This window comes from Enterococcus moraviensis ATCC BAA-383 (genome assembly GCF_000407445.1).
Classification (GTDB): Bacteria; Bacillota; Bacilli; order Lactobacillales; family Enterococcaceae; genus Enterococcus_L; species Enterococcus_L moraviensis.
The window spans coordinates 208096-234304 of record NZ_ASWB01000002.1 but is presented as its reverse complement, the minus strand read 5'-3'; the positions used below and the strand labels follow the sequence as shown (position 1 = coordinate 234304).

The 26209-nt window shown below is 36.4% G+C and carries 25 protein-coding genes; 4 read left to right on the top strand and 21 right to left on the bottom strand.

Annotated features, from left to right (window positions below; genetic code table 11):
* Positions 1-90: 90 nt before the first annotated feature.
* Complete coding sequence (nrdG, locus tag I586_RS07115; RefSeq protein ID WP_010765828.1) at positions 91-693, top strand: anaerobic ribonucleoside-triphosphate reductase activating protein; 603 nt, start codon at positions 91-93, stop codon at positions 691-693.
* 93 nt (positions 694-786) lie between these two features.
* On the opposite strand, the gene I586_RS07110 is transcribed toward nrdG, so the two are convergent.
* The 12 genes from I586_RS07110 to I586_RS07055 form a co-directional block, all read right to left on the bottom strand.
* Positions 787-2205 carry a cryptochrome/photolyase family protein gene (locus tag I586_RS07110; protein ID WP_010765829.1) on the bottom strand — a complete coding sequence of 473 codons (1419 nt, stop codon included), beginning with the start codon at positions 2203-2205 and terminating at the stop codon, positions 787-789.
* Between the two features lie 81 nt (positions 2206-2286).
* Positions 2287-3423 carry a DNA polymerase IV gene (gene dinB, locus I586_RS07105; protein ID WP_010765830.1) on the bottom strand — a complete coding sequence of 379 codons (1137 nt, stop codon included), beginning with the start codon at positions 3421-3423 and terminating at the stop codon, positions 2287-2289.
* Between the two features lie 44 nt (positions 3424-3467).
* Positions 3468-4445, bottom strand: coding sequence for an HD domain-containing protein (locus I586_RS07100; protein WP_010765831.1), 978 nt, complete (start codon positions 4443-4445; stop codon positions 3468-3470).
* Positions 4446-4608: 163 nt separating this feature from the next.
* Entirely contained in the window at positions 4609-4950 is a 342-nt protein-coding gene (locus tag I586_RS07095; protein WP_010765832.1) for a P-II family nitrogen regulator, read from the bottom strand.
* An 11-nt stretch (positions 4951-4961) separates the two neighbouring features.
* The gene (locus tag I586_RS07090) at positions 4962-6179 is read right to left on the bottom strand and encodes an ammonium transporter (RefSeq protein ID WP_010765833.1); all 1218 of its coding nucleotides are present in this window, start codon (positions 6177-6179) and stop codon (positions 4962-4964) included.
* Between the two features lie 296 nt (positions 6180-6475).
* The gene (gene rsmI / locus I586_RS07085; protein ID WP_010765834.1) at positions 6476-7342 is read right to left on the bottom strand and encodes a 16S rRNA (cytidine(1402)-2'-O)-methyltransferase; all 867 of its coding nucleotides are present in this window, start codon (positions 7340-7342) and stop codon (positions 6476-6478) included.
* 89 nt (positions 7343-7431) lie between these two features.
* Positions 7432-7779: a DNA replication initiation control protein YabA gene (locus tag I586_RS07080; protein ID WP_010760523.1), complete on the bottom strand. Its 348-nt coding sequence runs from the start codon at positions 7777-7779 to the stop codon at positions 7432-7434.
* Positions 7772-8611 carry a PSP1 domain-containing protein gene (locus I586_RS07075; RefSeq protein ID WP_010765835.1) on the bottom strand — a complete coding sequence of 280 codons (840 nt, stop codon included), beginning with the start codon at positions 8609-8611 and terminating at the stop codon, positions 7772-7774. The genes I586_RS07080 and I586_RS07075 overlap by 8 nt, the downstream gene beginning before the upstream one ends.
* 14 nt (positions 8612-8625) lie before the next feature.
* Positions 8626-9576 carry a DNA polymerase III subunit delta' gene (gene holB / locus I586_RS07070; RefSeq protein WP_010765836.1) on the bottom strand — a complete coding sequence of 317 codons (951 nt, stop codon included), beginning with the start codon at positions 9574-9576 and terminating at the stop codon, positions 8626-8628.
* 1 nt (position 9577) lies between these two features.
* Entirely contained in the window at positions 9578-9907 is a 330-nt protein-coding gene (locus I586_RS07065; protein ID WP_010765837.1) for a cyclic-di-AMP receptor, read from the bottom strand.
* Between the two features lie 14 nt (positions 9908-9921).
* Positions 9922-10566, bottom strand: a complete 645-nt coding sequence (tmk, locus tag I586_RS07060; RefSeq protein ID WP_010765838.1) for a dTMP kinase — start codon at positions 10564-10566, stop codon at positions 9922-9924.
* Between the two features lie 172 nt (positions 10567-10738).
* A complete protein-coding gene (locus I586_RS07055; protein ID WP_010765839.1) occupies positions 10739-12481 on the bottom strand; it encodes a SpaA isopeptide-forming pilin-related protein in 1743 nt (580 codons plus the stop codon).
* A 190-nt stretch (positions 12482-12671) separates the two neighbouring features.
* Here I586_RS07055 and I586_RS07050 point away from each other — a divergent pair, with 190 nt between their 5' ends.
* Complete coding sequence (locus tag I586_RS07050; RefSeq protein WP_010765840.1) at positions 12672-13337, top strand: O-methyltransferase; 666 nt, start codon at positions 12672-12674, stop codon at positions 13335-13337.
* A gap of 54 nt (positions 13338-13391) precedes the next feature.
* Here the strand turns inward: I586_RS07050 and recR are convergent, their stop codons facing one another.
* Positions 13392-13988, bottom strand: a complete 597-nt coding sequence (gene recR / locus I586_RS07045) for a recombination mediator RecR (RefSeq protein WP_010765841.1) — start codon at positions 13986-13988, stop codon at positions 13392-13394.
* Positions 13989-14338: 350 nt separating this feature from the next.
* Between recR and I586_RS07040 the strand changes: the two genes are divergently transcribed.
* Entirely contained in the window at positions 14339-15454 is a 1116-nt protein-coding gene (locus tag I586_RS07040; RefSeq protein WP_010765842.1) for an LPXTG cell wall anchor domain-containing protein, read from the top strand.
* Positions 15455-15666: 212 nt separating this feature from the next.
* Here I586_RS07040 and I586_RS07030 read toward each other — a convergent pair whose 3' ends face one another.
* The 4 genes from I586_RS07030 to I586_RS07015 form a co-directional block, all read right to left on the bottom strand.
* Entirely contained in the window at positions 15667-15981 is a 315-nt protein-coding gene (locus I586_RS07030; RefSeq protein ID WP_010765843.1) for a YbaB/EbfC family nucleoid-associated protein, read from the bottom strand.
* A gap of 15 nt (positions 15982-15996) precedes the next feature.
* On the bottom strand, positions 15997-17751 hold the full coding sequence (gene dnaX / locus I586_RS07025; RefSeq protein ID WP_010765844.1) for a DNA polymerase III subunit gamma/tau: 1755 nt from the start codon (positions 17749-17751) through the stop codon (positions 15997-15999).
* Positions 17752-17888: 137 nt separating this feature from the next.
* On the bottom strand, positions 17889-18167 hold the full coding sequence (locus tag I586_RS07020) for a YiaA/YiaB family inner membrane protein (protein ID WP_010765845.1): 279 nt from the start codon (positions 18165-18167) through the stop codon (positions 17889-17891).
* 115 nt (positions 18168-18282) lie between these two features.
* A complete protein-coding gene (locus I586_RS07015; RefSeq protein ID WP_010765846.1) occupies positions 18283-19776 on the bottom strand; it encodes an AcpB/EbpR/MafR family transcriptional regulator in 1494 nt (497 codons plus the stop codon).
* Positions 19777-20016: 240 nt separating this feature from the next.
* Between I586_RS07015 and I586_RS07010 the strand changes: the two genes are divergently transcribed.
* Positions 20017-21039: an immunoglobulin-like domain-containing protein gene (locus I586_RS07010; RefSeq protein ID WP_010765847.1), complete on the top strand. Its 1023-nt coding sequence runs from the start codon at positions 20017-20019 to the stop codon at positions 21037-21039.
* Between the two features lie 20 nt (positions 21040-21059).
* On the opposite strand, the gene I586_RS07005 is transcribed toward I586_RS07010, so the two are convergent.
* From I586_RS07005 to I586_RS06990, 4 genes are all read right to left on the bottom strand, one after another.
* Positions 21060-22046 carry a LacI family DNA-binding transcriptional regulator gene (locus I586_RS07005; protein ID WP_034701988.1) on the bottom strand — a complete coding sequence of 329 codons (987 nt, stop codon included), beginning with the start codon at positions 22044-22046 and terminating at the stop codon, positions 21060-21062.
* A gap of 17 nt (positions 22047-22063) precedes the next feature.
* A complete protein-coding gene (gene galT / locus I586_RS07000; RefSeq protein WP_010765849.1) occupies positions 22064-23545 on the bottom strand; it encodes a UDP-glucose--hexose-1-phosphate uridylyltransferase in 1482 nt (493 codons plus the stop codon).
* A 429-nt stretch (positions 23546-23974) separates the two neighbouring features.
* Complete coding sequence (gene galE, locus I586_RS06995; protein ID WP_010765850.1) at positions 23975-24961, bottom strand: UDP-glucose 4-epimerase GalE; 987 nt, start codon at positions 24959-24961, stop codon at positions 23975-23977.
* Between the two features lie 62 nt (positions 24962-25023).
* The gene (locus I586_RS06990) at positions 25024-26184 is read right to left on the bottom strand and encodes a galactokinase (protein ID WP_010765851.1); all 1161 of its coding nucleotides are present in this window, start codon (positions 26182-26184) and stop codon (positions 25024-25026) included.
* Positions 26185-26209 lie beyond the last annotated feature (25 nt).

Sequence of the window (26209 nt, the reverse complement as noted above, 5' to 3'; positions counted from 1 at the left end):
AAAGGAAGCATGATCAATTGAATAGCATTAAAACCGATGCTCCGTGCAGCACCATGCGGGTATCGGTTTTATTTGAAAGGATGACTAAAAATGAGAAATCCTAAACCACAAGAATGGCTGTCTGAAAATCTTAGCCAAAATTATGTTGGTGACTATAAAGCATTTAACTTTGTGGATGGTGAAGGCGTACGAAATAGTCTTTATGTCAGTGGCTGTTTATTTGCCTGTGAAGGGTGTTTTAATCAGGCTGTTCAAAATTTCCGCTACGGCAAACCATTTACAAAAGAATTAGAAGATAAAATAATCGAGGATTTGTCTCATGATTATGTTCAAGGGCTTACCTTATTAGGTGGAGAACCCTTTTTAAATACTGAAGTATGCTTGACTGTTGTGGATCGCGTTCATCAGGAGTTTGGTACAAAAAAAGATATCTGGTCATGGTCAGGTTATACATTTGAGGAATTATTATTAGAATCTGACGATAAACTGGAACTGTTAAATAAAATCGATATCTTAGTGGATGGACGTTTTGAATTATCAAAAAGAAACTTGAATCTTCAATTCAGAGGCAGCAGTAATCAAAGAATTCTTGATGTCAAAAAATCATTGGCTTGTGGTCAAGCAGTGATCTGGGACAAATGTCATGATGCTGAAACTTCGTATGAACAAATAAAAAAAGGAAAGTTGATTTAACTTTCTTGTTCGATATACTAATCAAACGTTGATACCCAATAAAATAGATCCGGACTCAGCACTTTATTATTGCTGTATCCGGATCTATTTTTATTAAGTAATCGTTACTTTAAAAAATTCAAGTATCTCAGAGCGGACTTTCTTGTGATCAACAATTTGATTAGGATAATCCTTTCCAATCTCAATGCCAATAGATTTTTGAAGTTTTGCTGGCATTTTACTTGGCTCATGAATGTATTCATTTGGCACATCCTTCAATTCTGGAATGAACCGTCGAATGAAATCACCGTTGTGATCAAATCTTTCTCCCTGTGTCGTAGGATTAAAGATTCTGAAATATGGAACAGCATCTGTGCCTGTAGAGGCTGCCCATTGCCAGCCGCCAATATTACTTGCTGAATCATAATCAATTAGTTTTTGCTGAAAGTATTCTTCACCCAAACGCCAATCAATCATTAAGTCTTTCGTCAGAAATGAAGCCACAATCATTCTCAAGCGATTATGCATCCACCCGGTTTGATTAAGCTGTCTCATTCCAGCATCTACAATAGGGAAACCTGTCTCGCCGTTCTTCCATAATTCAAACATATTTTGATTATAGTTCCAATGCAACTGACGATACTGCTCTTTGATTTCTTGTGTTTTTTGTTTAGGATTTTCAAAATAAATCATATTATAAAAATCCCGCCAACATAATTCAGAAATAAACGTTTGACGGCCATTAGAATCAGGTTCTGCATTAAGCGCATGCCAAACTTTACGAATCGATAATTCCCCGTTTCTTAAAAAACTTGAAAGTTTACTAGTTTGATCAAAAAAAGGATAATCTCGCCCTTTTTGATAATCATGTAAATGATTTTCTATAAAATCCTTTAAGTGATTTTCAGCTACCACTTCTCCACATTCATAATCAAAAGGTAAATCAATTTTTTTAATTAGTTGTTTAAAGTGACGTTCTCCTTCGCTAAACAGTGGGTGCTCATATTTTCTTAAAGTCCGATTGTGTTTAATCGATTTTTTATAGGCTCTTTTAGGCATTGTCACCCATTTTTTAAAGTAAGGAGTAAAGACCTTATAACTTTCTCCTGTGGGCTTTTTAATGTCTTGTACACCATGTATATGACTATCTTGATAAGCGTGGACTTGAATCTTGTTATTCACAAAAAACGCCATCATTTTTTGATCTCGTTCTCTACCAAAGCCACGTTCATCCGCATTAAAATAGATAGCATCCCAGTCCTCATAAACCTTTTTCAGTTCAGTGAAGTTTTCTTCGACCTCTCCATACAAAAAATGAATCGGAACACCGTTCGCTTTTCCATGTTCACAAAATGTAGCTAGACTGTAAAAAAAAGCATTATGATTATAACTATCTTCTAAAAATTGCACTGGATTTAATTGAAAAAGGCAGATAAGTTCATCCGTATCTTGACTATCTTCCAGCATCTTATCAAAAGCTGTATTATCATCTAAGCGAAGATCTTTGCGAAACCACATGATTGTTTTGCTCATTGTCACTTTCCTTTCGTGATTATGAATAATACATAGATAGTAGCATAGATACTAAATTATCACTAAAATTTAAAATGTTGTTTATTCTTTTTCTTGTATTGGCTGTTTTTCCCACAAAGGTAAAACCATGTTCTCATAGGCCATTGGATCAAGATTCGTCAAAGTGATTCCTAATAATCGAATGCCTTGTTCAAGACCAAGTATTTCTTCCCAAATCAAATTTGCTTGATAATATAATTCTTCTTTTTTTGAAATATATTCTGGAAGTGTTTGACGTTTTGTAACTGTTGTATAATCTGCATAACGAACTTTTAACACGACCGTTTTTCCATGCTTTTGAACTCGTTCTAACGAGTCTTCTACACGCTCAGCTAACTGCCTTAACTGGGCTGTTACTTGTGCTTGAGTCGTTAATGGCGTACCATATGTATGCTCTTTCCCTACTGATTTACGGTCTCTTGTAATATTTACAGGAGAATCGTGGATTCCACGAACCTTTCGATAAAGTGAGTACCCCATTTTACCAAAATTACGAATCAATTCCATTTCGTCCTTGTTATACAAGTCTGCCCCAGTAAAGATACCTAAGTCATGCATTTTAGGCACAGTCTTTTTGCCTACTCCATGAAATTTTTCAATTGGCAAAGCCTTCAAAAAATCTTCAGCTTCTGCTGGCATTACTACTGTCATACCTTTAGGTTTTTCAAAGTCAGAAGCCAATTTAGCTAAAAATTTATTATAACTTACACCTGCAGAACAAGTTAAATGCAATTCATTCCAAACATCATATTGAATCAATTTGGCAATCTTGATTGCCGATTTACTATTGATTTTATTTGTGGTTACATCCAAATAAGCTTCATCGATCGAAACAGGTTCAATGATGTCAGTGTAACGACGAAATATTTCCCTGATCTGTTGAGAAATTTCCGAATATTTTTCGTAATTCCCTGGCTTGAAAATGGCATCGGGACATAATTCATACGCTTTTTGAGCACTCATTGCAGAATGGATACCAAATTTACGCGCTTCATAGTTTGCAGTGGTGACTACACCTTTCCCTCCAGTATCACTAGGATGGCGGGCAATTACTAATGGATGTCCCACCAGCTCAGGATGGTCTCGTTCTTCGACCGAAGCAAAGAAAGCATCCATATCAATATGAATAATTTTTCGGGAAGTATCTTTCTTTAAGGGAAAACGCAACTCACTGATCATACTCACCCCCTCCTTCCAACTAGATATCGTCTATAGCTCATTCTTCAATCATACTTGATATAAATTCCTTTTTGGCTCTCCTCAAGCACTCTGTCAATCTTCAGTTGAGCGGATTTTGAAATGGCTGAAACAGAAACGATCTCGTCAGATAAGCGTACTAGTGGATCTACAAATCTTATTTTTTTCTTTTGCTCTATATCATACTCATCCTCACTGGAACAGACACTATATTTGGGTGGATTCTGTATTTTAGCCAACAAAAAATTGATTTCAGTTGAACGAGTTGAACGCAGCTTTTGAAGAAATGGTGCATCTGTCAATAACAAATCCGTCATAGTGATTTCCCCATTTGACAGTCCAAGTTGGATTGCTTTTGCCATCCATTCATAGCTACAGATATTTCGAGGATCATAAAAAAAATCAAGCACTACTTTTTGATACTGATCTACAAACCAAACCGCCCAAGCAACTGATTCTAACACAATTTGATCGTTCATGATTTTGATGGCTTTCAAAAAATCATGAATCTCTTGTAATGGAACGGAAAAGTAGCGATGAACTTCTCGCAATGTATAATCAATCCGATCACAACATAATAATGGCGCTTTTTGCTCCAATAATCTCCATTGTTCGTCATCAAATAAAATTTGCTGATAATCAAAACCATATTGCTCTAATAACTCAGGAATTGTTGATTGTTCGATAAACTCTTTTTTGATTTGCTCATGATAGTCATCCGCTTTATTCGATAGGACCAAATCGATCACATGTGAAAATGCCGTGTGTGACACATCATGTAGTAAACCTGCAATTTGTTCCTCTACTGTCCCTCCTAGTTTCTTGACTAGCAACATAACACCAATAGAATGTTCATATCTCGTTTCATTCCAAGATGGATTGATCAAAAATGCTGGTCCAGCCATATGAACATCTTTTAAACGTTGGACTTCTTGTGATGAAATCAATACTGCTAGAACTTCTTCTACTTCAAATGAGCCATACAAAATATCCTCAACGATCATTTTTTCTCCTTTAAAGACACCTTATTTTACTTACATTATACACGAACGCTTGTTCTTTCACAACTAAATTTGTTTTTTGTAGTTTCTATTGAGTAAACTTAATTTATAGAAAAAGAAGAAATCCCGCGGTTAAAAATCTGCTGGATTTCTTCTTTTTCTCTTTTTAAATTGCATTTGCTCCTCTTTCACCTGTTCTAATTCGAATTGCTTCTTCTATATCATAAACAAAAATTTTACCATCACCTACTTCGCCTGTCTGGCAAATAGCGAGAATCAAAGAGATAATTTCTTCTACTTTTTCATCTAATACAACACAGCTGACTTTGACTTTTGGTAATAATGTAGTGATCACTTCCTGTCCACGTACATATTCTTTTAGACCCTTTTGATTTCCAAATCCCAGCACTTGGCTTACGGTCATTCCTAGCATTTCAAAACTATCAGCCATTTCTACTTTCAGCTCTTCTAATTTTTCTTGCTGAATAATTGCTTCTACTTTTTTCATTTATCTTCCTCCTAAGAATCTAATCCCATAAATGTTGGATAGGCTGTTTCATCATGCTCGATGCGATCTAATCCCAACGCTTCTTCTTTTGCCGAAACACGAATCGGCATAAACAATTGAATCCCTTTAATAATAAGAAAACTAGCCATACCAGCAAATAGAATCGTAAAAGCAATACTCTCAACTTGCGCTATAAACAATTCCGTACCACCATAAAGTAAACCAGTTTTTCCCCCTACCGCTGGATCGGCAAAAACCCCAGTCATGATTCCACCAAAAATCCCGCCAACACCATGACAACCAAACGCATCTAATGCATCATCATAGCCAAATTTATGTTTAACAAACGAAATAAAGTAATAACAAAATGGGCTAACTAAAGCGCCCAGAACAAATGAACTCCAAAGAGAAACGAATCCTGCTCCCGGAGTAATGGCTACTAAACCAACCACAGCTCCTGTACAAGCACCTACAACCGTCGGCTTACCGATTGCTAATTTTTCAATTAACATCCAAGAAAGCATCCCGCTGGCCGCTGCTGTATTAGTCGTCAGCATAGCATGGATTGCCAAACCATCTGCTGCCAATGCTGAACCTGCGTTAAATCCGAACCATCCGAACCAAAGTAAGCCAGCACCCAAAACGACAAAAGGAATATTATGTGGACGATACTCCGTTTGGCGATATTCTCGACGTTGACCTAAAACAACTGCCAATACCAGACCCGAAATCCCTGAGCTAATATGGACAACATTTCCACCAGCAAAATCGATCGATCCTATTTTATCTAAAAAGCCCCCACCCCAAACCATGTGAGCCATTGGATAATAAACAACGATCGACCAGATACCAATAAATAAAAAGATTGCTGAAAAACGCATTCGTCCAACAACAGCACCTGTAATGATCGCCGTTGTAATCAAGGCGAACATCATTTGAAAACCTGCAAATAGTCCTTCTGGAATTTTCTCTCCGTCTGTCATTGAGACATGTTCAAAAAACAGCTTATCAAAGTTTCCAACGAATAAATTTTCACCGCTAAACGACATTGAATAACCAATAATGACCCAAAGAACTGATGCAAGCCCCATTACACAAATCACCATCATCATTGTGTTGAGAATATTTTTCCTTCGTTCCAATCCACCGTAAAAAAATGCCAGTGCCGGAGTCATTAAAAAAACCATTGCAGAACAAATCAGAATAAATGCGATATTTCCTGTTTCCATAAAATCCCTCCAATTCCCAAGTTAAGCCAACCTTCACTTTAGCTTTGTCGGTTATTTTAGCATCGTTTTTTTAATTCTCCTAGTAAAAATCTCTCAATCGCGAAAAATAATTTGATTTTTCTGACAATTCGCGTTATAAAAAATAACATCTATACCAATGAAGCGGTTTCGACTGAATTATTGGCTTTATTTGCACTACCAATTTCACACAAAAAAAGCGAGAATAAACGGCGAGGAAAAAGCAGCTCCTTCGTAAATAAGGAGCTAAACGCTTTTATCTCGGCCTCATTCTCACTTTAATCTACATGATACTCTTTGTATACATCCTGTTTCTTCAATCCACGTAGTTTTGCTACTTCTTTGATGGCTTCTTTAGAGGAACTTCCTGTATTCATCAACACATCGATATGCTCCTTAATCGAAAGTTCCAACTCTGTATTATCTTTTAACTCCGATTCATCAGCCCCTTCAACTAAAAGACAGCACTCACCTTTTAACGTGTGTTCAGCTAAATAATCTCGAAGCTCAGCCAATGTTCCTCGTAAATACTCTTCATGTAACTTCGTTAATTCCCGACAAACCACAGCTTTTCGTTCTTCCCCGAAGACTTCCGAAAAATGCTTTACTGTTGTTGCAATTCGATGTGGCGACTCATAAAAAATCTGAGTTGGAATTGCGGTTTTCAGCTGTTCCAACGTCTCAACTTGTTCTTTTTTCTTTCGAGGTAAAAACCCATAAAAAGTGAATGGTTGTGGAACTAATCCTGATGCGATCAGTGCAGTGATTCCAGCTGTTGGGCCTGGTAGGGCAACAACCTTAATCCCCGCTTCAATACACGCTTCAACTAACTCATGACCAGGATCACTGATTGACGGCATCCCAGCATCACTAACTTGTGCAATCATTTCACCCGCTTCTAAACGAGCAATAAATTGCGGAATACGCTCTTTATAATTATGCTCATGAAAGCTAATTTGCGGCGTCGTGATTTCAAAATGATTCAGTAATTTTTGAGTATTCCGGGTATCCTCACTCGCGATGATCGTTGCTTCCTTTAAACTATTAATACAGCGAAAGCTCATATCTTCCAAGTTTCCGATTGGTGTTGGAACCAAGTAGAGTTGTCCAATATTGGATGAATCGAAACTTTTTTGTTTTTGCATAACTGCTCCTTTTCAACACATAGGTTTAGGTTAATGTAAAAAGGCTGAGACAAATTATGTCACAGCCTCTAAATTTGAATTACATAGTATTATTTGTATCGTTCACCATAAATGACATCTAAACAAAATGCACATTCTTCATCATTTTCACGACGTGAGCCATACAAAATGTTACAGACATGAAATCCTTCTTCATAAAGTTTTTCTAAATTCATACGAGATTTAGATAACTCTTGCTTCGCTGGATCATTTGAATCACTGGCTAATTTAGTCAATTCTTGTAAATGTTCACGTAAGCGTTGATTTTCGATTTCAAGAGTGGTGTTTTTTTCCACTAACTCATGAAGAGCTTCTTTAATCTCTGACAATTGTCCCAAAGTTCCTTGTAGATCCGTCTCTAATGAACTCAGACCATCGTATAAAGAACGTTTATCCATTGTGATCACCTTTTTCGGCTTGAGCTTTTTCTGTTGCTTCTTTTATTTCTTCATAATCATATTCTACGGCTGTTTCGCGTCCAACTAAACGGACTTTGATGATGCGACTCAATAAATTCAAGCCAACCACACGGCCTTTACCATCTGGTGTGATCACGTCTTTACCATAATCAGGTAGTTCTTTTTTCGCTGCTTCGTATTCATCATTTTCGTATTTTAAGCAACACATCAAGCGTCCACATAAGCCAGAAATTTTTACTGGATTTAAAGATAACCCTTGATCTTTTGCCATTTTGATTGAAACAGGCATAAAGTCACCTAAGAATGTCGAACAACATAATTGTCTACCACACGGTCCGATTCCGCCTAAAATTTTTGCTTCATCTCGAACTCCGATTTGGCGTAATTCAATCCTTGTACGAAAAATCGCCGCTAAATCTTTAACAAGTTCACGAAAGTCAATTCGACCATCTGCAGTAAAATAAAAGACCATTTTGCTGCGATCAAATGTATATTCAACACGAATCAATTTCATTTCTAACTCATGTGCTCGGATTTTTTCTTTGGCCACACTTAATGCAGCTTGGGCATCATCTACGTTTTTTTGTTCTTTCTCTAAATCAGTCTCTGATGCTTTATTTAAAATGGGTTTTAAATCCTCAGGTAAATCTTCTGGATCAATAGATTTTTTCGGTATCGCAACTGTGGCAAGCTGTTTAGATTGCTGTGATTCCACAAGTACTTTATCATTGTAAAAATACTCTGATTTTCCAGGAGCAAAATAATAGATATGACCTGCTTCACGGAAGCGAACTCCTACTACTTCTACCATTTTCATCCTCCTATTTATGTTTTAGGGTGAATCATTCGTATTACTAATTGCTCGCAAACACTCTGCCAACCGACATTGGCTTCCCACTTTTGACGTGCTTGTAAAATCAATTCAACTCGCTGTGCTTGTCGTTCTACCACACGTTTGAGCTGTTCTTTCGCAACGCTTTCTGTGAGTTGTTTACGGTAATAAGCAAGTAATAAATCAAAACTCAACGCTTGTTGATCCTTTTCTTTAAAGACTTTTACCATCTTTTTTTGAACATAGACAAAAGCCTGCAAATCATCTTTTATCATATAATCGAACCATTGTTGAGTAATTTCCCTAGCTTCATTAAACCATTCATCTTGAGAGATTTCAACTGCTTTGTCAAAACTATTTGTCAGTTCTGCTAAAAGGCTGGCAGTATTTTTGTTGATTCCTGATTCTACCAAAGCATTGACCAATTTCGCCTTAACTAAAGGCTGAAAATGAAGAACTTGGCAACGTGATTGAATGGTTGGTAAAATCTTTGCCAACGATGTCGTTTCTAAAATAGCCAAAACTTTTCCTTCAGGTTCTTCTAAAAATTTTAATAAACTATTTGCAGCACCTATACTCATTTTATCTGCTTGCTCAATCAGAAAAACTTTTTGAGCAGTTTCAACACCACTTTTGCTGAATTCTGCTTTTAGTCCTCTGATTTGGTCAACTTTTATTGTCTGACCATCTGGCACGACACGCAAGACATCTGGATGCTCATTGTCATTGATCCGTAAACAATTGTTGCACTGATTACAAGGATTATTCTCTATCAGGTTCGAACAAAAAACATGTTTTGCCATCCATAAACCAAATTCCTTTTTACCAGTTCCTGTATCGCCTTCAAAAAGATAAGCATGGGCAAGACGACCATGCTCAAAACTTTTTTGAAGTTGCTGGTAAAGCAACGGTTGCTGTTCTTTTAAAACGCGCGCTTCATCCATCTTAATATTGGTGGAATCCTTCTACAGGAAGAACAAACACAGTTGCGCCGCCCACCTCAACCTCGACAGGATAAGGCACTTGTCCATCCATCGTAATATCTAGTGTTACAGGAGTTGACACATATTGTTTACGAGATTGACACGTTTTTTTGATTAATTCTAACGCTTCTTCCACACGCTCATCATCAATACCAACGATAAATGTGCTATTGCCAGCTTTTAAAAATCCACCAGTTGATGAAAGTTTTGTTGCACGGATATTGGCATCAATAAATTCATTGGCTAAACGGTTACTATCTTTATCTTGGACAATCGCTAAAATAATTTTCATATTCGGTCACCTTCCTAGTTTCTAAAATATTCTGGATAACGATTTACAATGGCTTGATACGTTGCTTCTACAACATTTTCCAAACTCATTCTCGCATCGATTTTCGTGATTCTTTCTGGATTTTCTTCTACTAATTTTAAATATTCATGACGAACTCTTTGATGGAACTCAAGACCTTCTGAATCTAAACGATCGATTTGTTCTTGACGATTATTTTTGATGCGGTTCAATCCAGTATCAGAGTCTACGTCTAGGTAAATTGTAAAATCAGGTACTGTTCCTTCGATCGCAAATTCATTGATTGTCGCAATCGCTTCAACGCCAATACGGCGGCCAGCACCTTGGTAGGCTAATGAACTGTCTACAAAACGATCACATAAAACGATTTTACCTTCTTCTAATGCAGGCAAAACCTTCTCCATCAAATGCTGACGTCTAGCTGCCGCATAAAGGAGAGCCTCTGTTCGCTCATCCATCTCCTGATTTCTTGGATCTAAAATGATTTGACGAATTTTCTCAGCAATAGGAATGCCGCCAGGTTCTCTTGTTTTAATGATACTTCTTTCTGCTGCTAGATCTAATCTTGGATATAACTCATTTAATACGCTTGTCTTTCCTGCACCATCTGGTCCTTCGATCGTTATAAAAATCCCTTGCACTTCACTAATCCCCTTACTTACTTTGATTCCTTTTATCTATTATACTTTATCTGCCACAATCAGTCTAATTGAATTCCTTATTATTAAAATTTTCCTGATAAAAGAATAAAACCGGCCTAAAAAGTCTCATTGACTTCAGACCAGTTTTATTCTTTTAGGTTATTAAAATCATTTAAATTCTTTTCTTTCTTGCTAGAATGATCATCACACCTGTTACTAGACACAAACTTCCAAACACGATCAGGTTATGCATAGATTTTTCTCCAGCCTTAGGGAGCATTTTACTTTTAGTCTGGCTGTCCTCTTTTTTCTTTATCGGTTGTTCATTACTACTGTCCTGTAATGGTTGTGGTGTCTTTTCTTTTTGATTTTCAACAATTAATTCTAATGGTTCCGTTTGAGTTTGTCTGATTTCAAATGGAATTGGTTTTGCATTTAATAGATAGCCTGGTAATGCTTTAGTTTCAACAAATTGATACTTTCTTGGTGCCAAACCTTGGATGAATAGTTGGCCATCTTCATCTGTTGTGAGTCCAGTTTGAAGAACATTCCCTAAATCATCTTGAAGTTCAAATACAACGTCTGCTAATGTTTCTTTTGATTCTTGATCCAGTTTAAGCAATCGGATCGAGCCCAGTGTCTGTTCAGCTTTATTGGTAACTTGCCTAAATGCAATTTTATTTTGAAACTCATTGGTTGTTATTTTTATCGGAGTAGCATCTAAAACATATCCCGTTGGTGCTTTGGTTTCTATTAAAGTGTAGCTTTCTTGTAGCAAATTATTTATTTCACCTAATCCTTGATCATTTGTGATAATTTGCCCAATTCGCTCGTTTGTTGAATCTCTGTACACATCGAATTCTGCGCCAGCTAATTCAGTACCCTCTTCTGATGTTTTCATTATCTGAATAGAGAATATATCCCCTGTTCCAGAACCATTCCCATCAGAGTATTGTGTTTTCGCTTCTTTTGAATCGATTGTGATCTGATTGCTTTCTAATGTAGCAATATTTGAAAATACTTCTTGGTCTTTTGGTTGATGATCGATCGTCGTGTCATAAGAAATAAGATAGCCGATCCCTTTTGGCATATCCCCGAAATCGACCGTAAAACCATTTGGTAAATAGTTAATGGCTACTTGATTCGTAATATCGACTTTATTGATTGGATTATCAAAAATGCCTTTGTCTCCATCTGGGAATTCTGCTGAAGTCACCTTGATCGAGCCGGGAACTAACGTGTAGTTATCCGTTTGAAAAGTGTCTGTGACCACAGCATTAGGAAACTCTTGCCCGCTAGCATTTACTCGTACTTCCCAATAAAGCGTACGAGAGTCAGATGAGAACCATGACCATTTATTGATTACTTCATTTGGATCATCTGTGGCTTTTTCAACTTCGACTTCTGTAGATACTTCGGTTGTTTTATTGATTGGAAATACCAACTTGATTTCGCCATATTCATTAATGACTTGTGTATCAAATCGAGTGAAAAACTGCAATGTCCCTTTAACATTTGAATGTGTTTCAACATAATCCGTATACGTCAGCAACACTGTTTTTGACTCTTTATCTGCAACTGCAGTAGCCACAACTGCTCCACTTTCGTCCAATACATCAAAGGTCAAACTATTCACTAAATCTAGTTCATCAGGCAATTCGATCAATGTCGTATCCCCTTTTTGAGCACTTCCGTTTGGAATACTCCAATCCATATGAACTTGGATGATATCCCATGATTGAAATGAGGGTTGATCTTCTCCTTTTTCATTGGTGACTTTCACATTTTGAATCACATCATTTAGTTCTTTTGCTTCAGATTTCATTTCAACTAACACCATAGAGCTAATCAAAATACCAATAAACATGATACTTAATACGAATACTTGAATTGGCTTATACATTTTCTCTTGCATTCCTTCACCTCTATTTGTTTTTTATCTCCTAAATTATACAATATCCACACATTTAAACTGTATTTATTTTTAATAATAAAAAAATTATAAAAACATAATTATAAGAAAGCTAGATACATAGGTCTTTCGATTCATTAACAATCGCAGTATAATTAATTTAAACAAATCAATATTGATTGGACGTGATTTTTTGGAAAATTTATTTGCAGCGGTTGATAATTATTTTATTGAGAAATTAGTAGAAAAGGATTCTATCTTTGACCAAATTCTTTCCAACAACCAAAAACACCATTTACCACCTCACGATGTCTCACCTTCACAAGGGAAATTTCTGTATCTTTTAGCAAAAATAAAAGGTGCAAAACGAATTCTAGAAATTGGCACACTCGGTGGCTACAGTACTGTTTGGTTTGCTAAGGCACTGGATGCTGATGGACAAGTTATTTCTCTTGAATACAATAAAAAACATGCAGACGTTGCAATAGAAAATCTGATGCTAGCAAACGTTTCTGATAAAACGACGATTTTAGTTGGCCCTGCTTCTACGCATTTAGAACAAATGGTTCAAGAGCAGGTTTCACCTTTTGATTTAATATTTATTGATGCAGATAAGGAAAATAACTCAGTTTATCTTCATTACGCGTTACAGCTTTCAATGCCGGGAACCATTATTATTGGAGATAATGTTGTTCGTGATGGAGCGGTTCTTGATGCACAAAGTACTGATGGAAGAGTGATTGGCGTGCGCTCTTTTATAGATGATTTATCGACTTCAGCAAAATTAACTTCTACAGCAATTGAAACAGTTGGTGTGAAAGGCTATGACGGATTCACGATCAGTATTGTTGAAAAGTAAATCAAAAAGGTTGGAATATAACTCTACGAGTTATATTCCAACCTTTTTCTATTTTTAAAGTTCGCGACGTCCTTCTACGGCTTTTAATAAAGTTACTTCATCCGCATACTCGATATCACTGCCGACAGATAAACCATGTGCTAATCGTGTAACGATGATTCCAGCTGGTTTGATCAAACGAGAAAGATACATTGCAGTAGCTTCTCCTTCAGTCGTAGCATTTGTCGCGATAATGACTTCTTTGACCTCATCGTCATGTAATCGTTGGATCAACGATGCAATATTAATATCTTCTGGTCCAGTCCCTTCCATTGGAGATAATACCCCATGCAAAACATGATACAAGCCATGGTATTCACGCATTTTTTCCATAGCCATCACATCTTTTGACTCTTCTACGACTAAAATGATACTGCGGTCTCTTGTTTTATCTTGACAAATTTCACAAGGATCTTCTTCTGTAATATTTCCGCAAATACTACAAAAATGTAAATCACGTTTCACACTGATCAAAGATTTCGCAAAAGCATTCACATCTTCTTCTTTCATATCTAATGTATAAAAGGCTAAACGAACGGCCGTTTTTTGACCGATACCAGGTAGTTTCATGTAACTTTCAACTAATTTTGCGATAGGTTCTGGGTAATGCATTTCAACAAATCCTTTCAAACACAAACGATGGACGATTGGTTGTAAATTATGTATTCATTGTAGAGCTAACATATATTATACCATTTTTTATGCATGTTTTTACAGAGTAAAAGCTTTACAGCCATTCTACTTTCTCTTTGTTATGTTAAAAATCAGAAAAAATACTTAAATTGATGACTAATAAGATACGTATTTTGTCAAAAACGTCTAATTTAAAAGGGTTAATAAATCTATAATTTACTCTAACATTTTACTCTTTTACTAAATAAATCTTGACATTTATTACAAGTGTTATATATTAAATAGCGGGTGAGAAAATAAAAAGATGGAAATACAAAAGGGGAGTTTTTATGAAAAAGGGTTTAAAAATATTAACAATATCATTACTGTTCAGTTCTGCTATCTTTTCAACACCAGCAGTCAATGCTGTTGTTCATGCTGAAGAAATAGGGGAAACAACAGTTGATGACAGCGAAGATGATAGTTTACTACGTGCTCAATTACAAGATTTAATCAAACAAGCAAATTCAACTATATCAACGCCTGATACAACATACTCTGAAGCTGACATTGCAAGCATAAGACTTACAATAGCTGATGCTCAAAATGCTTTAGACAATAATCTTAAAGATGATTTTGCTTCTCTTCTTGAAACATTGAAAGCTAAATTAGGAACATTAGTTAATCCTCCAACTGAACCTAGTTCTTCTGAACCAGAGCCTAGCACGACTGATTCTAGTTCTACTATGCCTGAATCTACTGATTCTAGTTCCACAATACCTAGCTCGACCGATTCTAGTTCTACTGCACCTAGTTCTACTGATTCTAGTTCTACTATACCTAGCTCGACTGACTCTAGTTCGACCGTTCCTAGTTCGACTGATTCTGATGCTGCTGTGTCTACCTCTACAGATCTTAGTTCAACTACACCTAGTTCAACGGATGAAGCTAAACCAACGATTGAAATTACCGACCAAACAATGTACGTAGGTCAAACATTAACAGAAGAAATGATTTTAAGTTGGGCAACGTTTCACAATGCAGATGGCTATGAAGTAGGGTTTGAAATCCTTGAATCGCCTATTAAAGTTACAGCTACCGGCAACACGCTAATTGAAGTTGGAACATACAAAATTAGATATTATATCAGTCAATTAACACGTATGGCTACAAATGTTGTTGCTGAAAAAACAATTACTTTAACGATTCTTTCAGAAAGTGAAAACCCATTAAATCAGGTTACACCAATTGAAAAAGACAAAAATCCTAAAGCACCAGCTAATAATGTTTTTTCACCAGTAGCAAATCCTGTTTCTACTAAAAATCAAAAATCGATTACCTCAGCTCAAACAAAAGCAAAACAATTACCTGTAACAGGTGAAGTAAACAATGGTATGACGATTGCTTCAGCTGGCGTAATCTTGATTGCAGGAGCTTACATCTTTAGAAAAAAAACAATTAGATAAATAACCAGCTAACTTTTTTTGATTTATTTGCCTGATAACTATGTTGATATTCCATTAACTCTTGCCCTATCGCATAGTTGTCACTAGTAAAATAATCATTAAATCTACAGAGGATTTCCCTCTGTTTGCTGAATATAGAATGAAGAAAAGAGCCAAAGAATAAATGTTTATTCATTTATCCTTTGGCTCTTTTTCTTTAAGCTTATTCTTGATTAAAATCCTGGCATTCCTTTAGCATATTTGCCCATAGTTGCTTCTGTTTCTTTTTCTACTTTTGTCAGTGCATCATTTACTGCCATGATGACAAGATCTTGCAACATTTCAACATCTTCTGGATCTACGATGTCTTCTTTGATCGAAATGTCTTTCATTTTACGATCGCCAGTAAAAGTTGCCGTAACGAATTGATTGGTTGACTCACCAACAAATTCACGTACGTTTAATTCAGCTTGTGCCTTTTCCATATCTTTTTGCATTTTTTGGACTTGTTTCATCATTCCTTGCATATTTCCCATGCCTCGCATCATAACTATCTTCTCCTCTTAATCGTTTATTACTTCAACAAGCGCTTCGCCAAACATAGCAATCGCTTCGTCTACTACTTGATTATTGACTTCTTCTGCCGGTTCTTCGTTGGCTAATAGGTGGTTCGTGTCACTAGTCGCACCTTGTGTTTCATTGCTTTGATCACTTGGGGTATCTTTATTTTGGCTGATAAATGACTGACGCAGTTTCGGCCAGCTTTCTTTTGTGATACAAATCATGTCTGGTGAATAATTGTTCACTAAGCGGCTTAAATTGTTATGAACTGCCAGCTGCATTTCTTCGTCTTCCATCGCTCTACCACAAACAATTTCATACTCAAATGCAATAACTAAACCGTTTGGCCCTGCAGCAACAGGTTCACTCGCTTTTAGCATCGCTCGTTGTGTTACTGACATCATTTGTAACAGGTCATCCCAAACATTTTTCACATTCAGTAAATGGTCTTTAGTCGCTTCGTTTAAGACCTTATATACTAGTTCAGTGGGAATTCGTAATGTATTTTTGCTACTTGTTGCTCGTGTTGCCTTAACTGGCTCAGCTTCTTTAGCGACAACACCATTTTTTTTCAACTCTGTTAATTCTTTTTTTAGTTGCTCGATTTGTTGTTGTAATGTAGCAATTTCTTCAGTTGGGACTGCTTGTGACTCACTGGAATTCACAACGGGTTGCTTAACAGATTTTGCCAACTTGACTGTTGCAACTTCAAGATAAATATTCGCATTATTCGTAAATCGAATATCATTTTGAGTATCACTTAAAATCTGAATCATCTGGTAAATTTTTTCTGCTGCCGTTTTTCCAGCGAGCGCTTTGAAGTTCTCGGTTAGATTGCCGACTTTTTCTGTTAATAGATTCGGTGCTTGCTGAAACATTAACAGGTCTCGGCAATATAATAACAGGTCTTCTAGGAATCTTCTTGCTTCTTTACCAGAACTAAGGATATTCTCCAAGGCTTCTAATGCCTGCTCAACATCCCCTGTTACACAGTTAGAAATATACTGATCCATCATTTCATACGTTAAGCTACCTGTTACTTGCATCGCATCTGTCAACGTTACTTTTTCATCGCTAAACGAAATTGTTTGATCTAGAATACTTAAAGCATCTCGCATTCCACCTTCTGCCGCTCTACCGATCACATATAACGCCTGCTCTTCAAACTCGACATTAATCTGTTTTAAAATATAGCCCAAATGATCAACAATATCTTGTGTACTGATTCGCTTAAAATCAAAGCGCTGTGTTCTTGAAATAATCGTCAATGGAATCTTATGCGGTTCAGTTGTCGCCAAGATAAAAATAACATTTTGTGGTGGTTCTTCTAACGTTTTTAATAACGCATTGAATGCCCCTGTCGATAACATATGTACTTCATCAATGATATAGACTTTAAATTCAGCTTGTGTGGGTGCATATTTGGCTTTATCCCGAATGTCTCGAATTTCTTCCACACCATTATTACTAGCTGCATCGATTTCAATCACATCATTCAAACGGCCTTCAGTGATTGCAACACAGGTTTCACATTCATTACACGGTTCTCCATCGACACTATGTTTACAGTTGATTGCTTTAGCAAAAATTTTTGCCGCACTTGTTTTCCCTGTTCCTCTTGGGCCGGTAAACAAATAGGCATGCGAGGTTTTCTTTTGGATGATTGCATTTTTTAATGTCTGTGTAATTGCTTTTTGTCCGACAACATCCTCAAAACGCTGTGAACGCCAGACGCGATACAAAGCTTGATACGCCATAATTTACCCCTCCCTCGAAATTTCACTATGGTCTATTATACGTGATTTTTATGGATAAGGCATTAAAAAAAGCTAAACTCATTTAAAAATAATAAAAAAAGCCCCAACTATCGTCAGAACTTTCTTCTATTCGTTTATTAAAGGTGTGTCTCAGTATCTTCTGTTTTTACTAATCCGTCGTTTGCACGGAACATTTGATTGTATCGTTCTTCATCTTCTTGATTGTCTCTGATTACTTTTGACAATGTAAAAGATGACGAAATCAATCCAACGGAACCCATTAAATAATAACCTTTAACCATTAATGGCTCTTTTAATGTGTACAACCCAATCAACATCAATGCCACGAAAAAGGCAAATGATCCCCAACTTAAAAATACGAAAGCTGGTGTATTTCTATACGCTTTTTTTTTCATAGTACTCTCCTTTAAAGAAAATTGTTACTTTATTAGTATATCATTAAAATAAATGAAATGACATACATTATTTGGATATCCATTTTTCACTTTAAATGTATTTTGCTGTAACTGCTCACGAGTTGAGATAACGAACCTCTTCTGGTAAAACCAACCTCTTTTTATTAATGAAACTCCCTAAATCAGTAATATTTTTAAATGATGGAATATCTTCTACTATAATATTGACCTCTTGTTCTAAATCATCAATTGCATAATTTGAAACATACAGATCGTAAGGTTGTTCGATGGATTCTTTTATTTTCTCATAATAATGATATTCTTGAATAGTCATCGAAATTTTTTCTCTAAAATTTTCGTATAAAATGGACTGTAATAATTTAGCATGCTCTTTTCCCAGATCACTCAACACTAAAATAGATACCTGATAGCGTAGTTCATCTGATTGCTCAGTAAGATGTTCCCATCGAATCGCCATTTCATGTAGGATTTCACTAAGGTACATACTTTTCCAAGGAAATTTTGTTTTGGCTTCCAAATCAGCAAGTGCTTTTTCAACAACCGCACTAAACACTACAAAGTTTTGTTGGATCGTTTTACTAGAATATAAGAATCGATCATAAACCATGTATTTTTTATACGGAAACATTTTATGTTTTGCATAGATATGTTCGATCAGCCGAACAATACTTTCACGACTTTGATCCGAAATTGAAATCGTTAATGCCTCTTTAATAGTCGTAACTAAATGATCTGCTTGAATCATCACATTTTCTTTCTCTTGCTTATTATCCCAACCAAAATCCCACCAAAATATTGAATAGCAAAAATCCTCATACCAATTTTTAGGCAGTTCAATATTCAACGGTTCAATGATTTTTTCAACATCTTCTTGGTAATTTTTCATGTCGATCGATTTTTTAACGAAGTTATGGATTGGATCTCGTTTTTTATTGATCAAAAATCCTTGTTTTTCTCTAATGATTGTAACGGCAATCGAGTTTGCTAAATGAACGATTTGGCTATCATTTAACTTTAATTCAAACTTCTCATTGATCTTATTGGTTAGTGAGAAAACACTTTCTCGCTCTAAAGGAAAAGGCCACTCTCTCACACCATAAACCTCCATAAAATAAGAGGAAAAAAAGTAACGAACTTTTCGTTCGTCTTTTCCATAAACAAAATAGGGAGAACGACTCATTTCGATTTTCCGATCTTTTAGTGCAGATAAAATCAAATTAGACAACCTATAAAGGCTTGAACTGCTTAAAAAATATTTTTTCTCCCAAAACGTAGCGGTTTCATTTGGTTCAAAAAAAATAGATTCTAATAAAGAAAAAGCATTAGATTCCTTAATGACTTCAACGTATATCTCATGAAGTGACTGATAAGGAGATACGGTAAGTCGGATGCCATATTTTCTTGAGGTCTCTATCATTAGATAGTCTGACCATCGATCTTCTATGTATTGGCAATCCAACATCAACGTTTTTTTTGAGCAATTGATTTTATCAGCTAATTCTTCTGACGTGATCCAACCATTTGGCTCATTCAATAGGTTCAACAACAACACTCTTCGATGCATAGCAGGTGATAACAAACGTTCCATTTTCTCTCCTCTTTTCTTATTTCTATATCCTTTATTCAAAAATTTCCAGTAGTTATGACTATTTTGAACAAAACCTTATTTAACACTAATTATAGCATTTTATCCTCTATTTTTGTATCCTCCAAAAGCGCAACTCTATTGGTTTATTTGAGCACACGTTTTATTATAAAACTGTAAAAAAGCGGATTTAAAGTTTATCGATAAATGGAAAATCTCACCACATTTTTGGAGGGATTCTACATGAAAAAAAACACAATCAAACAGACCATTATTGCTGGATTCATCAGTATCCTAGGGGTTGTTTTGTTTCTTGCTGGTTACATTTTCACCGATGTATCTAGTAGAGCAAACAGCTTAGAACGCGAGCCGCAAAAGACAAAGGTTACCTTTATAAAAAATGTTCCAACTGGCAAAAAATTGACTAATCTAGCGACTATTCCTGAGAAAAAACAAACAGAAGCGAAGGCGCTGGCATTAAATGTTGCTACAGATACCACCGCTCCATCGATCAGCGCTCCTGAAGAAACAGTGATACAAAATACACAGGTCAATATTTATGAGGAAATTACCGCAACCGACGACCACGACGGAGATATTACAGAAAAAGTAGTGGCCGATCGAGACTTAGACACTACCGTTATAGGCCAGCAGCTTATTCATTTTACGGTAACTGATGCAAGCGGAAATACGGGCTCTACTGATAGAACATTTAACATCATCGCTAGTAATGAACCCGTAGAAGAAGCGCCAATCGCACAGTCTACTCAAGAAGAAGTATCGCCTACTGTAACTGAACCTACTGCTGATAAGGCAATCGATGCGCCAGTAATTCCAACTGAACCTGCTTATGGACCCATGACCCTTACTATGAATGGTCAAACTATTCCTTACCAAAATGGTGGACAAGGCGCTGGACAAAGTATAATCGACTCAAATCCTGGCGGCATTGCTTCTACGTGGGGAGGTGCAGCTGTTCAATCAGGTGATGATGGACAAAACACTCATTTTATCGGACATAACCCTGGCGTTTTCTCAACTGTCTTCTCGTTAGGTGTAGGTAGTCAAATCGTTGTAACTGACGCAAATGGAACCCCCACAACTTACACTGTGCAAACCTTACTTCAGTTAGACGATTATGGTACAGAAGTCGGTACTGGGACAAACTATTGGGATCTTACTGTAGGCACAGCTGGTGGCGAGCGTATCACCTTACAAAGTTGTGTCAACGATGATATTAATTTATTTGCCATTGCATATAAATAATCAAAAGAGCAACGATGAGGTCACCTCGTCGATGCTCTTTCTATTAATTCTGTAGCTATCGTTATTTTTCTTGCTACAGGCGCTTGTTCATGAATCACGGAAAAAAGTGTTTCGACAGCTAATTCTCCCATCCATTCCGTATGGATTTTTATTGTCGTCAACGGTGGGCTGACATATTTTGCTACACTGATATCATTAAAACCGATGACAGAAATATCTTCTGGTATCTTAAAGCCTAGTTCTTGGATTGCTTTTAATGCACCCACAGCCAATGCATCACTTGAAGCAAAAAACGCACTTGGAAATTCCTTTGGATGTTGTATTAGAAATTGTTTCATTACTTCATAGCCACTTTCAACCGTAAAGGGTGCTTTTAAAATAAATGATTCATTTAATATCTTTTTTTGTTCTAGTATCTCTTTAAAAATCGTCAACCGCTTATCTTCAAGTAATTCATGAGTGCCACGAGTATACTCTTCACCTGCAATCATCCCAATTTCTTGATGTCCACGTTGTGTCAAATAAGTCAAAACACTAGAAACACTCTGGTGAAAATCGATGACTAAGGAATTATAGCCTAAATCCAGTGCATCAAAGTCAACAAATAAAAGATTTTCATTTAAGTTAAATAATAAATCTGCCTGTTCTTTAGTGAATTTCCCTAATGCAAGTATTCCATCCACAGACTCATCACTTACGTCTTCTAAAGAACGCTTGATCAAATCAAACCCCAGTTCTTCCATCTTTTTTTCAATGCCTAAACGAATCGATAAATAATAAATATCTTCTAATTCTTCTAACTCGTCGTACCATTGAATTAATAAAATTTTAGCTTTAGCATTTTTAGCATTCTTTTTGTATTTTGTATAATTTAATTCTTCTGCCGCTTCAAACACTTTTTGTTTTGTGTCAATACCTACAGAAAGATCAGGATCATAATTTAGCACTCTAGAAACTGTAGCTGGTGAAACTCCTGCCATTTTTGCTATATCTTTGATTGTTGCCATCTTTTCACCTGCCTTCATTATAAACTGTCAATAAATCGTTTAAACGCAGCTTGACCTTCTGGGGTCCGTTTGTATACTCCTGCATCTGCTAAAACCTTAGCAAAAATTTGACCTACCTCTTTTTGAATAATTTCTTTTGCATTTTCATCATTAAAATCATAGCGTTCTTTCATTTGATCAGCCCACTTTTTGTGGTGTTCTGCTATATGATTTTCTTGCTCTAGGACATAGCTTTTCACTTCATGCAGTTCATTTTTCAAACGAGGTGGCAATACAGCCAATCCCATTACCTCGATCAAACCGATATTTTCCTTTTTAATATGCTGAACATCTTTATGAGGATGAAAAATCCCATCTGGATGTTCTTCGGAAACGTTATTGTCACGTAAAACTAAATCCAGTTCAAAGAGTTTCCCTTTACGTCGGGCGATCGGTGTAATGGTATGATGAGGTGTTCCATCTGCTGAAAAAGCTCGAATTGATACTTTCTCATCAGAATACTCCTGCCATTTATCTAAAATCAATGCTGCCGCTTCAACTATGTCCTCCGAATTTGGACTTTGCAGGCGTATCACAGACATTGGCCACTTAACAATTCCAGCGTTCATCAGAGGAAACTCTTTCAACTCGAAGTATTGTTCAATCTCTGCTTTCTCCATTGGAAAAACATGGCGTCCAGCTTGATAATGATCATGTGTCAAGATCGAACCACCTACGATTGGTAAGTCTGCATTAGACCCTACAAAATAATGAGGTAACACTTCGATGATTCTTGTCAATCTACGAAAAGTCTCTTTCGAAATAACCATTGGGCGATGTTCTTCTGATAAAATAATCGAATGTTCATTATAGTAGGCGTAAGGCGAGTACTGAAATCCCCAACTTTCCCCATCTAAATTCATTCGAATGATCCGATGATTAGTTCTAGCAGGATGATTGTTTCCACCTTTGTACCCTTCATTTTCCATGCATAAAGCACACTTAGGGTAATCAGTTTGCACTACTTGTCGTTGTGCGGCTATTTGTTTTGATTCTTTTTCTGGCTTAGATAAATTGATTGTGATTTCGAGCTGACCATACTCTGTTTCAGCTGGAAACACACTATTTTGAGCAATTGCTCTTGTTTTAATATAGTCATTATTTTGACTTAATTTATAGAAGTAATCCGTCGCATCTGCTGGATCTTTTTCATAATATTGAGCAAAAAGAGCATTAACCACTGATGGTGGCGGGGTAAGAAAATCCATCAATTGCGCTTCAAAAACCTCCAACGCCATTCCATCTTCTTGAACTACTCCATTTTTTTTAGCTTGGACTACTAATTCATCTAGCAATTCCAATGATGTCTTTGTCACTAGTCTTGGAGAAATAGATTCTAACGATTCTTCACCGATCATTGCGAGTACACGATTTTGTAAATAAAGACGATCTAGCTCCATCCATCCACCAGCTTGAATCGCTAATGTGACAAAATCAGTAATAGTTTGACTAATTGACACAATGTTTCCTCCTAAATTTGAAAGCTGAACAGGCTCATTTAGCCTTGACAGGAAAATAGGAAAAAATGACTGAGATGTTTTTTATCTCATTCACTTTTTTATCTTTTTCCCGAAAGGTTAGCCTGTTACGCTAGATAATGTTAAAAGCTGAACAGGCTCGTTTAACCTTGACAGGAAAATAGGAAAAAATGACTGAGATGTTTTTTATCTCATTCACTTTTTTATCTTTTTCCCGAAAGGTTAGCCTGTTACGCTAGATAATGTTAAAAGCTGAACAGGCTCGTTTAACCTTGACAGGAAAATAGGAAAAATGACTGAGATGTTTTTTATCTCATTCACTTTTCTATCTTTTTCCCGAAAGGTTAGCCTGTTACGCTAGATAATGTTAAAAGCTGAACAGGCTCATTTAACCTATACCGCTCTACAAAGTTATTTATATCCGTTTGGATGACTAACATGCCAATCCCAAGCAGTTTTAATGATCTGATTGATTTCTGTCACTTGAGGTTGCCAACCTAAAATCATTTTTGCTTTTTCACTTGAGGCAACTAATTTACTAGGATCACCAGCTCTACGTGGTAGGATTTTTGCTGGAATTTCTTTACCTGTTACTTGTCGAGCTGCTTCCAGCATTTCTTTGACTGAATAACCAGTATTACTTCCTAAATTGAAAATATTACTCTCATTCCCGTTTTGTAAATATTTCAATGCCGCAATGTGAGCTTCGATCAAGTCTTCAATATACACATAATCACGAATACAAGTACCATCTGGTGTATCATAATCATCCCCATAAATCCCTAAATACTCTCTTTGACCTAACGCTGTTTGTAAAATAATTGGAATTAAATGCGTTTCTGGATCATGATCTTCGCCAATAGACGCATCTGCTTTTGCTCCTGCAACGTTGAAGTAACGAAGTGCAACATAACGCATACCATACGCTTTATCACACCATTTCATCATTTTTTCCATCATTAATTTGCTTTCACCATATGGATTTTCCGGATTGGTCGGCGTTGATTCTATGATCGGCATCTCTTTAGGCTCTCCGTATGTAGCCGCAGTAGAAGAAAATACGATATGTTTAACCCCGAATTCTTCCATTACTTCTAATACAATTTGTGTACCATGAACATTATTATTAAAATAAACTAATGGTTTTTCTACTGATTCTCCTACTAACGAACTTGCAGCAAAATGGATTACACCCTCAATGTCTTCCCTCTTAAAGACATTCTGTAAAAATGCTTTGTCTCGAATATCTCCTAAATAAAATACAGCCTTTTCGTGAAGCGATTGTTTATGCCCCGTTTGAAGGTTATCCACTACAACTACGTTATATCCTTTATTAATCAATTGATCAACTGCATGAGAGCCAATGTAGCCTGCTCCTCCTAATACTAAAATTGACATGTGACTGCCTCCTTATTTGAATAAAACATCTGTTAAAATCATTTTTTTACATCTTCTTTATTCTACAGCTTTCTAGCTCCGTCATCAACATTTGCACTATAGAAATCAGCTGGATACCCTATTTTATCTAAATAAATTGATCCAACTTGTTTGGTAAAATGCTCTAGTTCGGATTCTTTTACCAAGGCAATTGCACATCCTCCAAAACCCGCTCCAGTCATCCGCGCCCCTAAAACACCGGGTTGTTGCTGCGCTGCTTCTACTAAAGTGTCTAATTCAAAGCCAGTCACTTCATAATCATCTTTTAAAGAAGCATGTGATTCGTTCAATAATTGACCGAATCGTTGTAAATCATTTTCTACCAGTGCTCTCTTAGCCAAGATCGTCCGCTGATTCTCTGTTACCGCATGTTTCACTCGTCGAATTAATCGTTCATCGGCAATAAGATCTTTGTTTTCATTGAAGCGTTCTTCTGTTAATTCGCCTAAAGATTCTATGGATAAAGAAGTTTGGAGAAGTTTTAGAGCCAATTCACATTCCGCTCGACGTTCATTATATTTTGAGTCAGCTAATTCTCTGCGTTTGTTTGTATTCATAATGGCAATCACATAATCTCCAAATTCTGCCGGTACTAACTCGAAATCCAATGTGTTCGTATCCAATAAGATTGCATGATCACGTTTCCCCATCCCGATGGCAAACTGATCCATGATCCCAGAATTCACCCCGATAAATTGATTTTCTACACGCTTACCAGTCAGTACTAAATCTATCATCTTAACATTTAATTGAAACAAATCATTTAGAACAACTCCTGTTAGTAACTCGATTGAAGCTGAAGAAGAAAGTCCAGCCCCATTTGGAATTGTGCCGTAAAAAAGAATATCAAAGCCATGATTCATTGCATAACCTTGTTCGATTAAATAGTGAATCATGCCTTTAGGATAATTCGTCCAGTTATCCTCCTCCTTATAAGCTAAATCAGTTAATGATACTTCAATAATCCCCAACTCCGAAAAATTTTCTGAATAAAAGCGTATCATTTGATCTTCGCGTTTCCTAACTACGCCATAAGTCCCAATCGTAATCGCTGCTGGAAAGACATGACCGCCATTATAATCTGTATGTTCCCCAATCAAATTGATTCTTCCTGGAGCAAAATAGATTTCCTTAGAAGCTACTCCAAATACAGAATAAAAGAGCTCTTTCAATTCATTTTCCACAATTGCCACCCCTTGCTTCTTTTTA

Coding starts and splice junctions, on each gene's coding strand:
- recR (WP_010765841.1), bottom strand. CDS start 13,988: ATGCATTACCCAGAACCTATCGCAAAATTAGTTGAAAGTTACATGAAA.
- I586_RS07010 (WP_010765847.1), top strand. CDS start 20,017: ATGAAAAAAAACACAATCAAACAGACCATTATTGCTGGATTCATCAGT.
- I586_RS07030 (WP_010765843.1), bottom strand. CDS start 15,981: ATGATGCGAGGCATGGGAAATATGCAAGGAATGATGAAACAAGTCCAA.
- I586_RS07040 (WP_010765842.1), top strand. CDS start 14,339: ATGAAAAAGGGTTTAAAAATATTAACAATATCATTACTGTTCAGTTCT.
- I586_RS07080 (WP_010760523.1), bottom strand. CDS start 7,779: ATGGATAAACGTTCTTTATACGATGGTCTGAGTTCATTAGAGACGGAT.
- dinB (WP_010765830.1), bottom strand. CDS start 3,423: ATGATCAGTGAGTTGCGTTTTCCCTTAAAGAAAGATACTTCCCGAAAA.
- galE (WP_010765850.1), bottom strand. CDS start 24,961: ATGTCAATTTTAGTATTAGGAGGAGCAGGCTACATTGGCTCTCATGCA.
- I586_RS07100 (WP_010765831.1), bottom strand. CDS start 4,445: ATGATCGTTGAGGATATTTTGTATGGCTCATTTGAAGTAGAAGAAGTT.
- dnaX (WP_010765844.1), bottom strand. CDS start 17,751: ATGGCGTATCAAGCTTTGTATCGCGTCTGGCGTTCACAGCGTTTTGAG.
- I586_RS07005 (WP_034701988.1), bottom strand. CDS start 22,046: ATGGCAACAATCAAAGATATAGCAAAAATGGCAGGAGTTTCACCAGCT.
- I586_RS07055 (WP_010765839.1), bottom strand. CDS start 12,481: ATGCAAGAGAAAATGTATAAGCCAATTCAAGTATTCGTATTAAGTATC.
- rsmI (WP_010765834.1), bottom strand. CDS start 7,342: ATGCAAAAACAAAAAAGTTTCGATTCATCCAATATTGGACAACTCTAC.
- I586_RS07095 (WP_010765832.1), bottom strand. CDS start 4,950: ATGAAAAAAGTAGAAGCAATTATTCAGCAAGAAAAATTAGAAGAGCTG.
- nrdG (WP_010765828.1), top strand. CDS start 91: ATGAGAAATCCTAAACCACAAGAATGGCTGTCTGAAAATCTTAGCCAA.
- I586_RS07110 (WP_010765829.1), bottom strand. CDS start 2,205: ATGAGCAAAACAATCATGTGGTTTCGCAAAGATCTTCGCTTAGATGAT.
- holB (WP_010765836.1), bottom strand. CDS start 9,576: ATGGATGAAGCGCGCGTTTTAAAAGAACAGCAACCGTTGCTTTACCAG.
- I586_RS07075 (WP_010765835.1), bottom strand. CDS start 8,611: ATGGTAGAAGTAGTAGGAGTTCGCTTCCGTGAAGCAGGTCATATCTAT.
- I586_RS07065 (WP_010765837.1), bottom strand. CDS start 9,907: ATGAAAATTATTTTAGCGATTGTCCAAGATAAAGATAGTAACCGTTTA.
- I586_RS07090 (WP_010765833.1), bottom strand. CDS start 6,179: ATGGAAACAGGAAATATCGCATTTATTCTGATTTGTTCTGCAATGGTT.
- I586_RS07015 (WP_010765846.1), bottom strand. CDS start 19,776: ATGGAACGTTTGTTATCACCTGCTATGCATCGAAGAGTGTTGTTGTTG.
- I586_RS07020 (WP_010765845.1), bottom strand. CDS start 18,167: ATGAAAAAAAAAGCGTATAGAAATACACCAGCTTTCGTATTTTTAAGT.